Here is a 14,214-nt window from a genome sequence, read left to right as displayed (position 1 = left end):
ATCAATCTGAACTGGCCTTGCGCGGCACGCCCTAACGTAGACTCAATAAACCCCAGCGGGCCGACGTCGTCCCCTCCATGATCCATCCTGAGTGACGACAGGAGGCCCGGTGGCCTTTCCGTACCCTCTCAGCCCGCAACCGGCCCCGCCGACGACGGGGCTGTACGACCCCGCGTACGAGCATGACGCCTGCGGCGTGGCCTTCGTGGCCGACCTGCACGGGCGGCGTTCGCACCAGGTCGTCGCGAACGGCCTCGGGGCGCTCTGCCGGCTGGACCACCGGGGCGCCCGGGGCGCGGAGCACAACACCGGGGACGGCGCCGGCATCATGATCCAGGTGCCGGACGCGTTCCTGCGCGCGACCGTCGACTTCCCGCTGCCCCCGCCCGGCCAGTACGCGACCGGCCTGGTCTTCCTGCCCGACGACGACGCCGCCGAGGCCCGCGCCCGCCGGGTGGTGGACAAGTACGCGCTGGTCGAGGGCGCCGACGTGCTCGGCTGGCGGGAGGTGCCGACCGACCCGTCCGGCCTGGGGGAGACCGCGCTCGCGGCGATGCCCCGGGTGCGGCAGCTCTTCGTCGCCGCGCACCGGCTGACCGACGCGCCCGCCGGCCCGGCCGGCTCCCCGCTGACCGGGCTCGACCTGGACCGGGTGGCGTTCTGCCTGCGCAAGCAGGTCGAGCGGGAGACCGCCGAGCGGGGCGTGCCCGCCTACTTCCCGTCGCTGTCCGGTCGCACCATGGTGTGGAAGGGCATGCTCACCCCCGACCAGCTCCCGGCGTTCTACCCGGAGCTGACCGACGAGCGCGTGGTCAGCGCCATCGCGCTGGTGCACTCGCGGTTCTCCACCAACACGTTCCCGTCCTGGCCGCTGGCGCACCCGTACCGTCTCATCGCGCACAACGGCGAGATCAACACGATCCGCGGCAACCGGAACTGGATGCAGGCCCGGGAGGCGCTGCTGCGCAGCCCCCACCTGTCCGGCAACATCCGCCGCGTCTTCCCGGTCTGCACCCCGGCGGCGTCCGACTCGGCCAACTTCGACGAGGTCCTGGAGCTGCTGCACCTGGCCGGGCGGAGCCTGCCGCACGCGGTGCTGATGATGATCCCGGAGGCGTGGGAGAACGACCCGGACATGCGCGCCGACAAGCGCGCGTTCTACCGCTTCCACGCCAGCCTGATGGAGCCGTGGGACGGCCCGGCCTCGGTCGCGTTCACCGACGGCGAGGTCGTCGGCGCGGTGCTGGACCGCAACGGCCTCCGGCCGGGCCGCTGGTGGCACACCAGCGACGGCTTGGTGGTGCTGGGCAGCGAGGCGGGCGTGCTCGACCTCGACCCGGCCACCGTGGTGGCGAAGGGCCGGCTCCAGCCGGGCCGGATGTTCCTGGTCGACACCGTCAACGGCCGGATCGTCTCCGACGACGAGATCAAGACCGAGCTGGCCGCCGCGCAGCCGTACCAGGAGTGGCTGCACGCCGGCCTGATCGAGCTGGACGACCTGCCCGCCCGCGAGCACACCGTCTACACCCACGACTCGGTACGCCGCCGGCAGCAGACGTTCGGCTACACCGAGGAGGAGCTGAAGATCCTGCTCGGCCCGATGGCCCGCAGCGGCGCGGAGCCGCTCGGCTCGATGGGCACCGACACCCCGATCTCCCCGCTGTCCACCCGGCCGCGGCTGCTCTACGACTACTTCCACCAGCTCTTCGCCCAGGTCACCAACCCGCCGCTGGACGCCATCCGGGAGGAGCTGGTGACCAGCCTGGCGTCCACCATCGGGCCGGAGGGCAACCTGCTCGACCCGGGCCCGGCGAGCTGTCGGCAGATCGTGCTGCCCTACCCGGTGATCGACAACGACGAGCTGGCGAAGATCCTTTCCATCGACGAGGACGGTGACCTGCCCGGCTTCAAGGCGGTCCGGGTCTCCGGTCTCTACCGGATCCGCGACGGCGGCCCCGGCATCAAGGCCCGGCTGACCGAGATCTGCCGGCACGTCTCCGAGGCGATCGAGGACGGCGTCCGCATCCTGGTGCTCTCCGACCGGGACTCCAACGCCGACCTGGCCCCGATCCCGTCGCTGCTGCTCACCGCCGCGGTGCACCAGCACCTGGTGCGCGAGCAGACCCGCACCCAGGTGGCGCTGGTCGTCGAGTCCGGCGACTGCCGCGAGGTGCACCACGCGGCCGTGCTGATCGGGTACGGCGCGGCGGCGGTCAACCCGTACCTCGCGTTCGAGTCGGTCGAGGACATGATCTCCACAGGCATCCTGGCCGGGGTGGACCGGGTGAAGGCGGTCCGCAACTACGTCAAGGCGCTCGGCAAGGGCGTCCTGAAGATCATGTCCAAGATGGGCATCTCGACCGTGTCGTCGTACTGCGGCGCGCAGGTGTTCGAGGCGGTCGGCCTGGACACCCGCCTGGTCGACCGCTACTTCCGCGGCACGCCGAGCACCATCGGCGGCATCGGGCTGGCCGAGATCCACGCCGAGGTGGCCGCCCGGCACGCGCTGGCCTGGCCGGCGCCCGGCGTGCCCGCCAGCGACCGGCTGGAGGTCGGCGGCGAGTACCAGTGGCGTCGCGAGGGCGAGCTGCACCTGTTCAACCCGGAGACGGTCTTCCTGCTCCAGCACGCCACCCGCAGTCGCCAGTACGACGTGTTCCGGCAGTACACCGCCAAGGTCGACGAGCTGGCCGCCAAGGCGGGCTCGCTGCGCGGGCTGTTCACGCTGCGCACCGGCGTGCGCCCGGCGGTGCCGCTGGACGAGGTCGAGCCGGCCACCGAGATCGTCAAGCGCTTCGCCACCGGCGCCATGTCGTACGGGTCGATCTCGGCCGAGGCGCACGAGACGCTCGCGATCGCGATGAACCGCCTCGGCGGCAAGTCCAACACCGGCGAGGGCGGCGAGGACGTCGAGCGCCTGCACGACCCGGCGCGGCGTTCCGCGGTCAAGCAGATCGCCAGCGGCCGGTTCGGCGTGACGAGCGAGTACCTGGTCAACGCGGACGACCTCCAGATCAAGATGGCGCAGGGCGCGAAGCCCGGCGAGGGCGGCCAGCTCCCCGGCAACAAGGTCTGGCCGTGGATCGCCCGGACCCGGCACGCCACCCCGGGCGTCGGCCTGATCTCCCCGCCGCCGCACCACGACATCTACTCCATCGAGGACCTGGCCCAGCTCGTCCACGACCTGAAGTGCGTCAACCCGGCCGCCCGGGTGCACGTCAAACTGGTCAGCGAGGTCGGGGTGGGCACCGTGGCGGCCGGCGTGGCCAAGCTGAAGGCCGACGTCATCCTGATCTCCGGGCACGACGGCGGCACCGGCGCGTCCCCGCTCAACTCGCTCAAGCACGCCGGCACCCCGTGGGAGCTGGGCCTGGCCGAGGCGCAGCAGACGCTGCTGCTCAACAAGCTGCGCGACCGGGTCACCGTGCAGGTCGACGGTCAGCTCAAGACCGGCCGGGACGTGCTGGTCGCGGCGCTGCTCGGCGCCGAGGAGTTCGGCTTCGCCACCGCCCCGCTGATCGTCGAGGGCTGCGTGATGATGCGGGTCTGCCACCTGGACACCTGCCCGGTCGGCATCGCCACCCAGAACCCGGTGCTGCGCGAGCGGTTCACCGGCCGGCCGGAGTTCGTGGAGAACTTCTTCCTCTTCCTCGCCGAGGAGGTCCGCGGCTACCTGGCCGAGCTGGGCTTCCGCAGCATCGAGGAGGCGATCGGGCAGACCGAGCTGCTGGAGGTGGTCGGCGCTATCGACCACTGGAAGGGCCACGGGATCGACCTGAGTCGGGTCCTGCACCTGCCCGAGCTGCCCGAGGGCGCGGCCCGGCGCGGCGTCCGGCCCCAGGACCACGGGCTCGACGTGGCGCTGGACAACCGGCTCATCGAGCTGGCCGGTCCGGCGCTGCGCGACGGCACGCCGGTCCGGGTCGAGGTCGAGGTGCGCAACGAGCACCGCAGCGTGGGCGCGATGCTCGGCGGCGAGGTGACCCGCCGGTTCGGCGGCGCCGGCCTGCCCGACGACACGATCGAGTTCCTGCTGCGTGGCACCGCCGGCCAGTCGTTCGGCGCGTTCCTGCCGCGCGGCGTGACGCTGCGCCTGCACGGCGACGCCAACGACTATGTCGGCAAGGGCCTGTCCGGTGGGCGGATCGTGGTCCGGCCGGACGCCGCCGCGCCGTTCGTCGATCACGACGCCGAGCCCGGCCACCGCGCCGAGGACCAGATCATCGCCGGCAACACCATCCTGTACGGCGCCACCGGCGGCGAGGTCTTCCTGCGCGGCCGGGTCGGGGAGCGGTTCGCGGTGCGCAACTCCGGCGCGGTGGCCGTGGTCGAGGGCCTCGGCGACCACGGTTGCGAGTACATGACCGGCGGCACGGTGGTGGTGCTCGGGCCGACCGGGCGCAACTTCGCCGCCGGCATGTCCGGTGGCACCGCGTTCGTGCACCGGCTGGACCGGCGGCGGATCAACGCCGAGCTGGTCGACCTGTCGCCGCTGCGCGACGAGGAACGGGACCGCCTGCACGAGCTGGTCCAGCGGCACTTCGCCGAGACCGACTCGGCGGTGGCCGAGGCGCTGCTCAAGCGCTGGCCGGAGGCGGTGGAGGAGTTCACCGCCGTGGTGCCCCGGGACTACCGCCGGGTCATGGAGATCATGCGGGCCGCCGAAGCCGCCGGCCGCGACGTCGACGACGCGGTGATGAGTGCTCTCACCACACCTTCGACCGCGTCCGTGCCGCCCGCGCCGCGGGTGGTCGCCCAGGAGGTGGCCCGTGCCTGACCCGAACGGTTTCCTGCGCTACGACCGGCGGCTGCCCGCCCGCCGTCCGGTCCCGGTGCGGATCACGGACTGGCGGGAGGTCTACCCGCCGGCCGGCGAGGAGCTGATCCGCGAGCAGGCCACCCGGTGCATGGACTGCGGCATCCCGTTCTGCCACGACGGCTGCCCGCTGGGCAACCGCATCCCGGACTGGAACGACCTGGTCCGCACCGGCAACTGGGACGCCGCGGTGGAGTCGCTGCACGCCACCAACAACTTCCCCGAGTTCACCGGGCGGCTCTGCCCGGCGCCGTGCGAGGCGGCCTGCGTGCTCGGCCTGGGCGGCCAGCAGCCGGTCACCATCAAGCAGGTCGAGGTGGAGATCGCCGACGCGGCGGTGGCCCGGGACGGGCTGCGCCCCCGGCCGGCGTCCGTGTCGACCGGCCGGTCGGTGGCGGTGGTCGGCTCCGGCCCGGCCGGCCTGGCCGCCGCGCAGCAGCTCGCCCGCGCCGGTCACACGGTCACCGTGTACGAGCGCGACGACGCCGTCGGCGGCCTGCTCCGCTACGGCATCCCCGACTTCAAGCTGGAGAAGCAGCACGTCGACCGCCGGGTGGCCCAGCTCACCGCCGAGGGGGTGCGCTTCCGCACCGGCGTCGACGTCGGCGTCGACGTGACCGCCGAGCAGCTCCGCGCCGAGCACGACGCGGTGGTGCTGGCCTGCGGCGCGTTGCAGGGCCGGGACACCCTCCAGACGCCGGGCCGGGCGCTGCGCGGCGTACACCAGGCGATGTCGCACCTGGTGGCCGCGAACCGGGTGGTGGCCGCCGCCGGCGCCGGGCGGCCCGCGCTCGCCACGCTGCCGGACGGCACGCCGATCGACGCGGCCGGCAAGCACGTGGTGATCATCGGCGGTGGCGACACCGCCGCCGACTGCCTCGGCGTGGCCCACCGGCAGGGCGCGGCCGGCGTCCACCAGCTCGACCTCTACCCGCAGCCGCCGACCGAACGCGACGGCGCGCGGGACCCGTGGCCGACCTGGCCGTGGCTGCTGCGTTCCTACCCGGCGCACGAGGAGGGCGGCGAGCGGGTCTTCGCGGTGGCGGTGCAGGAGTTCGTGGACGACGGCACCGGGCAGGTCCGGGCCGTGCGGATCGCCGAGGTGACCGTGGAGAAGGTCGACGGCCGGCGCATCGTCACGCCGCTGCCCGGTTCGGAGCGGGAGATCCCGGCCGACCTGGTGCTGCTGGCGATCGGCTTCGAGGGCACCGAGGAGCAGCCGCTGCTGGCCCAGTTCGGGGTGGCCCGCAACGCCCGGGGTGCGATCGACGCCCGCCCCGACTGGCAGGCCGCCGACGGTGTCTTCGTCGCCGGCGACATGCACCGGGGCGCGTCGCTGATCGTCTGGGCGATCGCCGAGGGGCGGGCCGCCGCCGCGGCCGTGCACGCGTACCTGGGCGGGGCGGGCAACCTGCCCGCCCCCGTCGACCCGGCCCGCCAGCCGCTCGCCGCGAGGTAAGGAGGGGCCCCCGCTTAACGCCTGTGGTAGAGGCGGGGGCCCCGCTCAACACCGGCCGGCCGGGCCTGCTCTCCCTCGGGGAGCGGGCCCGGCCGTCGCCGGTCAGCGGGCGAGCAGGTCGTGCGCCGACCGGATCTTCGTCCAGGAGGCCGGCTGCGCCGGGGCCGCCGAGGTGCGCGCGGTGGCGCCCAGCTCGGGTCGGCCGGCGGTGAACAGCCAGGTGGTGAACACCGCGTCCAGGTCCCGGCCGGAGATCCGCTCGGCGAGCGCCTGGAACTGCTCGATGGTGCCGTTGCCGTACTGCCGCTGGGCCGTCCAGGTGCGCAGGATCCGGAAGAACGCCGGGTCGCCGACGGCCAGCCGGATCTGGTGCAGCGCCATCGCCCCCCGGTCGTAGACCGCGTCGTCGAAGACCCGGTTGGCACCCGGGTCGCCGGGCAGCACCTGCCAGAACTCCGAGTCGGCCGGGTAGCTGTCGTAGGTGAAGTCGAACAGCTCCTGCGCGGTGCCCTCGTCCTGCTCCTCGGACCAGAGCCACTCGGCGTACGAGGCGAAGCCCTCGTTCAGCCAGATGTTGCGCCAGGCCGCCACCGACACCGAGTCGCCGAACCACTGGTGCGCGTTCTCGTGCACCACCACGTACGGGTTGGCGCCGCGCCGCCAGAAGCCCGGCCCGTAGACCGGTCGGGTCTGCGTCTCCAGCGCGAAACCGATGCCGTCGACCGGGCCGGCCACGCCGCCCTGCGCCTCGAACGGGTACGGGCCGAACACCCCGCTCTCCCAGTCGACGATCTCGGCGGTGCGTTCGATGCTGGCCCGGGCGGCCGGCAGGCGCTCGCCCAGCGTGGTGCTGTACGCGTTCACCACCGGCTGCCCGTTCGGCGCGGTGTCGGTGACGATGTCGTACTGCCCGATGGCGAGGAACGCCTGGTAGGTGGCGCCGGGTTTGACGCTGCGCCAGCTCCACCGGGTGCGGTTGCCGGCCTCGGGCAGCGGGTCGCGCGGCTGCACGCCGTTGCTGACCACTTCGAGGCCGGTCGGCACCGAGACGGAGATGTCCCAGGTGGCCTTGTCCTTCGGGTGGTCGTTGCTCGGGTACCACCACCAGGCCGACTCGGGCTCGTTCACGGCGAGCGCGCCGTCGGCGGTGCGGGTCCAGCCGGTGTAGCCGTAGACGGTGGTCTCCGACGGGACGCCGGCGTACTTCACCACGACGGTGAGCTGCTGGCCCTTGGCCAGCGGGCGGGCCGGCGTGACGACCAGCTCGTGGTCGCCGGCGCGGGCGAACCCGGCGGCCCAGCCGTTGACCCGGACCGATTCGACGGCCAGCGCGAAGTCGAGGTTGAACCGGGACAGGTCCTTGGTGGCGGTGGCCAGGATCGTGGTGGTGCCGCTGAGCCGGTCGGTGGCCGGCTCGTACCGCAGCCGGATGTCGTAGTGGTCGACGTCGTAGCCGCCGTTGCCGTAGTCGGGGAAGTAGCTGTCGCCCAGCCCGGGACTGCCCGGCGTGGGGGTGGCCGCCGAGACGTGCGGGCGGCCCCATCCGGTCGGGGCGGCCTGGCCGGGGGCGCCGGTCACGGTGGTGACGGCGGTGGTGAGGGTCAGGGCGGCGATCGCCGCCGAGAGTGCGCGTGGCACGGGTGGGACTCCCTCCGTCGGGTGTACGCACCGCCAACCTAATCGACACATGTAAACGGATCTGCCCCGAGCTGGTGGCCGGGGCTATTCAAATACTGTCGATGTTTCGATAGCATTACCGACTAGTAACAAGCACCGTCCCCTCGACCACGCGCGCGGTCAACGGGCTCCACCATCCCTGTCCCGTGGAGGTCCCCCCATGCCCCGTCGCGTCCGTACCGCCTTCGCCGCAGTCCTGGCGGCCGTCCTCGGCGCCGTGCTGCTGCCCGGCGCCGCCCGTGCCGCCACCGTCAACTACGTCGCCCTCGGCGACTCCTACTCCTCCGGCGTCGGCGCCGGGCCGTACGACCTCTCCACCTGTCTGCGCAGCCAGAAGTCGTACGCCCCGCTCTGGGCCGCGGCCCACGCGGTCACCAGCTTCCGCTTCCCGGCCTGCGGCGGCGCGGTCACCGCGGACGTGCTGAACAACCAGGTCGGCCAGCTCAGCACCGCCACCACACTGGTCACCATCACCATCGGCGGCAACGACGCCGGCTTCGCCGACGTGATGACCGGTTGCCGCTTCGGCAGCACGTCGAGCTGCGAGAGCGCGGTGGCCGGGGCCAAGGCGTTCGCCACCGCGACGCTGCCCGCCCGGCTGGACGCCACCTACGCGGCGATCCGGGACCGGGCCCCGAACGCCCGGCTGGTGGTGCTCGGCTACCCGCGGCTGTTCGAGACCGGCTCCTGCGGGCTGCTCGCCATGAGCAGCTACAAGCGCACCATCCTCAACCAGGCCGCCGACGTGCTCAACGGCGTCACGGCCGACCGGGCCGGCGCGGCCGGGGCCACGTTCGTCGACGCGCGGCCGTTCTTCACCGGGCACGGGGTGTGCGCCGCCGACCCGTGGATCCGCGACGTCAGCGGCGTGATCGAGGCGTACCACCCGAACGCCAACGGCTACCGCTACGGCTACCTCGCCGCCCTCACCGCCGCCATCGGCTGAGGTGTAAGGAGGGGCCCCCTGTTAACGCATTCCGCATAGCAGGGGCCCCCTCTTAACAACTCACCGGCGGCCGGGTCAGCGGCCCACCGGCGCCAGCCCGCCGACCGTCTCCGGCAGCGCGGTTGCGGGGGCGTGGGCGCCGGGCGTCGCCTGCGGCAGCGCGACCTCCGGCGTCGGCCCGGCGTGCCGCCGAGGCCGGGCGCGGCGGCCGGAGGGCACGGCGAGTGCGGCCAGCGCGGCAGCGAGGGAGATGCCGGTGAGCAGCAGGAAGCCGGCGGTGAAACCGGCCTCCCGGGGCAGCCCGCTCGGCTGCGGGTTGGCGGTGATCACGGTGCTGGCCAGCGCCGCGCCGATCGCGCCGCCGATGGTACGGATGTTGGCGTTCATGCCGGTCGCCGCGCCGGTCTGCGAGGCCGGCACGTTCCCCACGATCAGGTTGGCCATCGAGGCGAACGCCAGCCCGATGCCGAGCCCGACCAGGCCGCCGGCGAGGCCGACCTGCCAGCGGGTGTCGTGCGCGGCGGTGAGCATCGCGGCAGCGGTCACGTTGAACACCGCGCCGGTGCCCAGTTGCGCCTTGGCGCTGAACCGGGACTCCAACCGCCCGGCCAGCAGGCCGGCGGCGAACATGCCGACCAGCATGGGCAGCATGAGCAGCCCGGCCTGGGTGATGCTGGCGCCGAAGCCGTAGCCGGCGCTGGTCGGGATCTGCGTGAACTGTGGCAGGAAGGCGTAGACGGCGAACATCGAGGCGCCGTAGAGCAGCGCCACCAGGTTGGTGGTCCAGACCGCCGGCAGGCGCATCATCCGCAGGTCGATCAGCGGGTTCGCGGCCCGGGCCTCGACCGCCAGCCAGACGGCCAGCAGCACCGCGGCCACGATGAGCAGCCCGGTCACCCGGCCGGAGGCCCAGCCCCAGGCGGCGCCCTTGCTGACCGGCAGCAGCAGCGCCACCAGCCAGCCGGAGAGCAGGACGGCGCTGAGCCAGTTGATCCGCCCCGGGGTGCGTACCGGCGAGCGGGGCACGAACCGGTGCGCGGCCAGCGCGGTCAGGCCGACCACGACCAGCGGGATCCAGAACAGCCAGCGGTAGCCCAGCGTGGCCACGATCGGCCCGGCGAGCACGACGCCCAGGCCGCCGCCGACGGCCACCACCGCCGAGATCGAGGCGACCGCCGAGCTGACCCGGGCGGCGGGGAACTCGTCGCGGATGATGCCGAACGACAGCGGGAAGACGGCGCCGCCGATGCCCTGGACCACCCGGGCGGCGATCAGCACGCCGATGTTCGGCGCGACGGCCGCCACCAGGCAGCCCAGCGCGAGCGCGGCGAGCGAGACGACGAGCATCCGCTCCTTGCCGACCATGTCGCCGACCCGGCCGAGGATCGGCGTGAAGATCGACGCGGAGAGCAGGTAGGCGGTCAGCACCCAGGTCACCGTGTTCGGCGACGTGTGCAGGTCGTGCTGGATGGTGGGCAGCACCGGGGTGATCAGCGACTGGAGCATCGCGAAGAAGCCGGTGCCGGCCGCGAGGACGAGGAACGTCATCCGGCGCGAGCCGCGCCGGAAGGTGTCGATCATGTGGGAGAACTCCCGTTCGGTACGAGTCGGTGGCCGCTCGCGCGGTGGGCGGCGATGGCGGCGCGTCGGGCCGGGGCCCACCGGAGTACGCTATCCGGAGGGGTGCCTCCACCAACGTAATGGAGGGGTGCCTCCGTTTGCAAGACGGAAGGAGTGACAGGCGTCATGTCCAGCGCCGACCAGTCGACCGAGGTCTTCGCGCGCCGCCCCAAGCGGGCCGACGCCCGGCGCAACTACGACGCACTGATCGCCGCCGCCCGCGACGTGTTCGGCGAGTGCGGCGCCGGCGCGTCGCTGGAGCAGATCGCCCGTCGCGCCGGCGTCGGCATCGGCACGCTCTACCGCAATTTTCCGCAGCGGCGTGACCTGTTCGAGGCGGTCTACGTCGAGGAGGTGCGCGCGCTCAGCGCCTCCGCCGCCGACCTGGCCGACCTGGACCCGTGGGACGCCCTGGTCGGCTGGCTGCACCGGTTCGTCGCCTACGTCGGCGCGAAGCGGGCGCTGGCCGAGGAGCTGGTGCACGACTCCGACGTGTTCCGGAGCTGCCGCACCGAGATCTACGCGGCCGGCGAGCCGCTGCTGCGCCGCGCCCAGGCCGCCGGGGCGGCCCGCCCCGACGCCGACTTCGACGACGTGGTGCGCCTGATCAGCGGCCTCGCCGCGTACCAGTTCCCGGACCCTGCACAGCGCGACCGCGTGCTGACCATCGCCCTGGACGGCCTGCGTCCGCCGACCAGGTGAGTCGCTCCCCGGAGAGCCCGCGCGTCAAGCGGGGCGCTTTCCTATGCGTGAGGCGTTAACAGGGGGCCCCTCCTTACATCCCTGGGCGGTTGCGCGCGGAGTCGACAATGGTGCGACACTCGCCGTCACCTGGAGGTGACCATGCGCGAACCGGTGACCCGGCCGCGGCCTGCCCGCGAGCAGCTCCCGGCCGGCGGTCTGGAGCTGCTCACCCTGCTGGCCCGGCTGCTGCGCCGGCCGCGTCGCGGGGACCGCCGGCTCCCGCTGCTCTGGCTGCTCCGGCCGGCCGACGACGGCGCGGTGGCCGGCCTGCTGCGCCGCTTCGCCGGCCGGGGCGCCGGGCGTCGGGTGCCGCACGCGGTGCTGGACCTGACCGACCGGCCGCCCACCGACGACGTCGCGACCGCGTTGCGCGAGCTGCACCGGCAGCTCTCGCTGGAGGCGTTCGGCGCGCCCCGGCTGCGGTTCCGGCACTATCCGCTCGCCGACTGGCTGATGCACCAGACGCTCACGGTCGACGTGGACGCCGCGGACAGCGGCCGGGCCTCGCTGGTGCGTCGGCTGCGCGACTGGCGGGGGCGACGCGTCGGCGTCGGCGAGGACCCGCAGGTGGGCGGCGGCTCCGGGCTCGGCACCGCGCTCCAGGTGTTGCTCTGGCTGCTGCGCCGGGCGGTGCCCAGCGTGGTGTTCCGGATCGCGGTCTCCGGGCGGGTGCCCCTGGTCGGCCGGCAGTACCGCTGGTTCATGCGCCAGCAGTATCTCGCACCCCGGCAGTCGGTGACGTTCCTCGGCTTCGCCGAGCGGCTCACCGCCGGCTGGCGCGACGGCGAACACCCCGCCCAGGTGGAGAAGCTGCTGCTGCACGCGTTCCTGGAGGACCTGCGGCTGGCCTACCGGCGGCGGTTCTGGCGACCGGGGGACTGGCGGCGCACCGCCTACCCGATGGTGCTGCTCGACGGCGTCCGCCCGGACAACGTCGGGCACACGCTGGTCCGGATCTTCGGCGAGGTCCGCAACGAGACCGGCCGCAACGACCCGCTGCTGGTGGTCGCCGTCGCCACCGACCCGCCGCCGGAACCGGCCGCGTCCCGGCCGGTGGCGCAGGCCGAGGAGGCGTACGAGGACTGGGCCGAGGTGCTGCCGGAACGTCGCCGGCTGCGGCGTACCGGCGCCTGGCTGCTGGTGCTGACGGCGGAGGAGGACGCTGCCGGCGTACCCCCGGGGGTTGCCCCGCCGGCGCTGGTGGCGCCGGATCCGCCCTGGTGGGCGCGGCGGTTCCTGCCGGCGGCGGTGGCAGTGGTGCTGCTGGCCGGCGTGGGCGTCTGGGCGCACGGGCGGTGGGCGTCGGACTGCCGGCCCTGGCCCACCGACCGGGTGAGCGTGCGCCTGGTGGGCGGCGAGTGCGTCGGCTACAGCGACACCGCCGGGCAGGTCTTCAACAGTGAGCCCGGCCAGGACCGGCTGCGCGCGGTGCAGCGGCGCATCTTCGCGCAGAACCGGGCCACCGAGGAGGTGTGGCGGCGCAGCGAGCACCGCCGCCCCTACCTGACGCTCGTCTACCTGGGCAGCCTCACCGGCAACCGGACCCGTGCGGACGAGGAGTCCTACGTCTCCGAGCGGGAGGAGCTGGAGGGCATGGCCACCGCCCAGTACGCGCTGCTGAAGGAGTCGGCGGCGGCGGACGACGCGGCGTTGCTGCACATCGTGGTGGCCAACGCCGGCCGGCAGATGCGGCACGCCGACGACGCGGTACGCATGCTGGAGGGGCTGGCCCGCGACGACCCGACCGTGCTCGGCGTGGTCGGGTTGGTGGACAGCCGCGCCAGCACCGCGGCGGCGCTGCGTGAACTCAACCGGGTCGGCCTGCCGGTGCTCGCGCCCACGCTGTCCGCCGACCGGATGGACGAGAACTCCAGCCTCTACCTGGCCATGTCCGCGCCCAACCGGGAGCAGGTCGCCATGGTCGAGGCGTACGCCCGGCAGGTGCTGCGGGTCGGGGAGGCGCACGTCTACTGGACCACCGGCGAGGGCAGCTCGCTCACCGACGACCTCTACGTCGCCACGCTCGTCGACGGCCTGCGGGAGCGGTTCGGCACCCGACTGACCCGGCTCGACGAGTGGCGCAGCGGCCGGCGACTGACCCAGGAGTGCGGCTACCCCGGCATGCTCTTCTTCGCCGGCCGCTGGTCGGAGTTCGACGGCTTCCTGCGGGCGCTCAAGGAGTGCGGCGCGGACCCGCCCCGGCACCTGGTCGCCGACGACTCGGTGAACCGCTACATGGCCAACCCGGGGCTGCGCGCCAGCGCGCCGGGCAACCTGCCGGTCACGTACGTGTCGAAGGCGTCGTTGGCCACGTGCACCGCGCTGCGGGCCGCGCAGGCGGCCCGCGACGACGCCCGGGGCAGCTTCCTCACCTGGATCGGCGCGGACGACCTGCTCGACCCGCCGCGCTGCCGCGCCGGGACCGGCCCGCCGGTCGGCGAGCGGGTCAGCCTCGCCTACGACGCCGCGATGATGATGGTGCGCGCGCTGGAGAGTCTCGCCGCCCGGCTGCGGCACGCCGACACCGGCCGCCGCTGGGAGCCGCGCGCGGTCAACCCGGTCGGCGTGCACGCCGAGGTGCTGCGACAGAACGCCGCCGGCGGCTACCCGGGGGTCAGCGGCCTGATCCGGTACGCGCCGGACGCCGGCGAGCCGCTCGCCAAGCGCTTGGCGCTCCTGACCGTGGCGAAGGTGCCCGACGTCGGGGCCGCCCCGGTCGAGGTCTTCCACTGTGGCGTCGCCGACGCCGGCCCCGACCCCGGTTGCCGCACCGCGAAGTGACGGCCGCCCGGGCCCGGTCACCGGGGCCCTGCCCTGCCCCGGTGCCCGCACCGCCGCCAGCGCGCGGCCGCGCGGTCGGCGGACGACTGCCGATGGCGCGGCTCATCAAGAGGGTTACTGTGCGTGACGGCTCCTGCGGTGAGGTGACTTGTGGGCCGTATACCACAGAGG

Annotated in this window: 7 protein-coding genes; 5 read left to right on the top strand and 2 right to left on the bottom strand. The window is 73.7% G+C overall.

Annotation, left to right across the window (positions count from 1 at the left end; genetic code table 11):
- The first annotated feature begins 109 nt into the window (after positions 1-109).
- Positions 110-4,777, top strand: coding sequence for a glutamate synthase large subunit (gene gltB, locus OG767_RS23155; RefSeq protein WP_405090490.1), 4,668 nt, complete (start codon positions 110-112; stop codon positions 4,775-4,777).
- Positions 4,770-6,275, top strand: a complete 1,506-nt coding sequence (locus tag OG767_RS23150) for a glutamate synthase subunit beta (RefSeq protein ID WP_405090489.1) — start codon at positions 4,770-4,772, stop codon at positions 6,273-6,275. The genes gltB and OG767_RS23150 overlap by 8 nt, the downstream gene beginning before the upstream one ends.
- A gap of 102 nt (positions 6,276-6,377) precedes the next feature.
- On the opposite strand, the gene OG767_RS23145 is transcribed toward OG767_RS23150, so the two are convergent.
- On the bottom strand, positions 6,378-7,964 hold the full coding sequence (locus OG767_RS23145) for a M1 family metallopeptidase (RefSeq protein WP_405090488.1): 1,587 nt from the start codon (positions 7,962-7,964) through the stop codon (positions 6,378-6,380).
- 148 nt (positions 7,965-8,112) lie between these two features.
- On the opposite strand from OG767_RS23145, the gene OG767_RS23140 reads away from it, so the two are divergent.
- On the top strand, positions 8,113-8,898 hold the full coding sequence (locus OG767_RS23140) for an SGNH/GDSL hydrolase family protein (protein WP_405090487.1): 786 nt from the start codon (positions 8,113-8,115) through the stop codon (positions 8,896-8,898).
- A 75-nt stretch (positions 8,899-8,973) separates the two neighbouring features.
- On the opposite strand, the gene OG767_RS23135 is transcribed toward OG767_RS23140, so the two are convergent.
- Entirely contained in the window at positions 8,974-10,479 is a 1,506-nt protein-coding gene (locus OG767_RS23135) for an MFS transporter (RefSeq protein WP_405090486.1), read from the bottom strand.
- 165 nt (positions 10,480-10,644) lie between these two features.
- Between OG767_RS23135 and OG767_RS23130 the strand changes: the two genes are divergently transcribed.
- Positions 10,645-11,220, top strand: coding sequence for a TetR/AcrR family transcriptional regulator (locus OG767_RS23130; protein WP_405090485.1), 576 nt, complete (start codon positions 10,645-10,647; stop codon positions 11,218-11,220).
- A 141-nt stretch (positions 11,221-11,361) separates the two neighbouring features.
- Complete coding sequence (locus tag OG767_RS23125) at positions 11,362-14,043, top strand: hypothetical protein (RefSeq protein ID WP_405090484.1); 2,682 nt, start codon at positions 11,362-11,364, stop codon at positions 14,041-14,043.
- Positions 14,044-14,214: the final 171 nt, after the last annotated feature.

It is taken from the genome of Micromonospora sp. NBC_01392 (genome assembly GCF_045040125.1).
Taxonomy (GTDB): domain Bacteria; phylum Actinomycetota; class Actinomycetes; order Mycobacteriales; family Micromonosporaceae; genus Micromonospora.
This window is presented reverse-complemented; position numbering and strand designations above follow the sequence as displayed.

Excerpts from the sequence above, each read along its gene's own strand:
- OG767_RS23145 (WP_405090488.1), bottom strand. The coding sequence starts at position 7,964 with ATGTGTCGATTAGGTTGGCGGTGCGTACACCCGACGGAGGGAGTCCCA.
- OG767_RS23140 (WP_405090487.1), top strand. The coding sequence starts at position 8,113 with ATGCCCCGTCGCGTCCGTACCGCCTTCGCCGCAGTCCTGGCGGCCGTC.
- OG767_RS23135 (WP_405090486.1), bottom strand. The coding sequence starts at position 10,479 with ATGATCGACACCTTCCGGCGCGGCTCGCGCCGGATGACGTTCCTCGTC.
- OG767_RS23130 (WP_405090485.1), top strand. The coding sequence starts at position 10,645 with ATGTCCAGCGCCGACCAGTCGACCGAGGTCTTCGCGCGCCGCCCCAAG.
- OG767_RS23125 (WP_405090484.1), top strand. The coding sequence starts at position 11,362 with ATGCGCGAACCGGTGACCCGGCCGCGGCCTGCCCGCGAGCAGCTCCCG.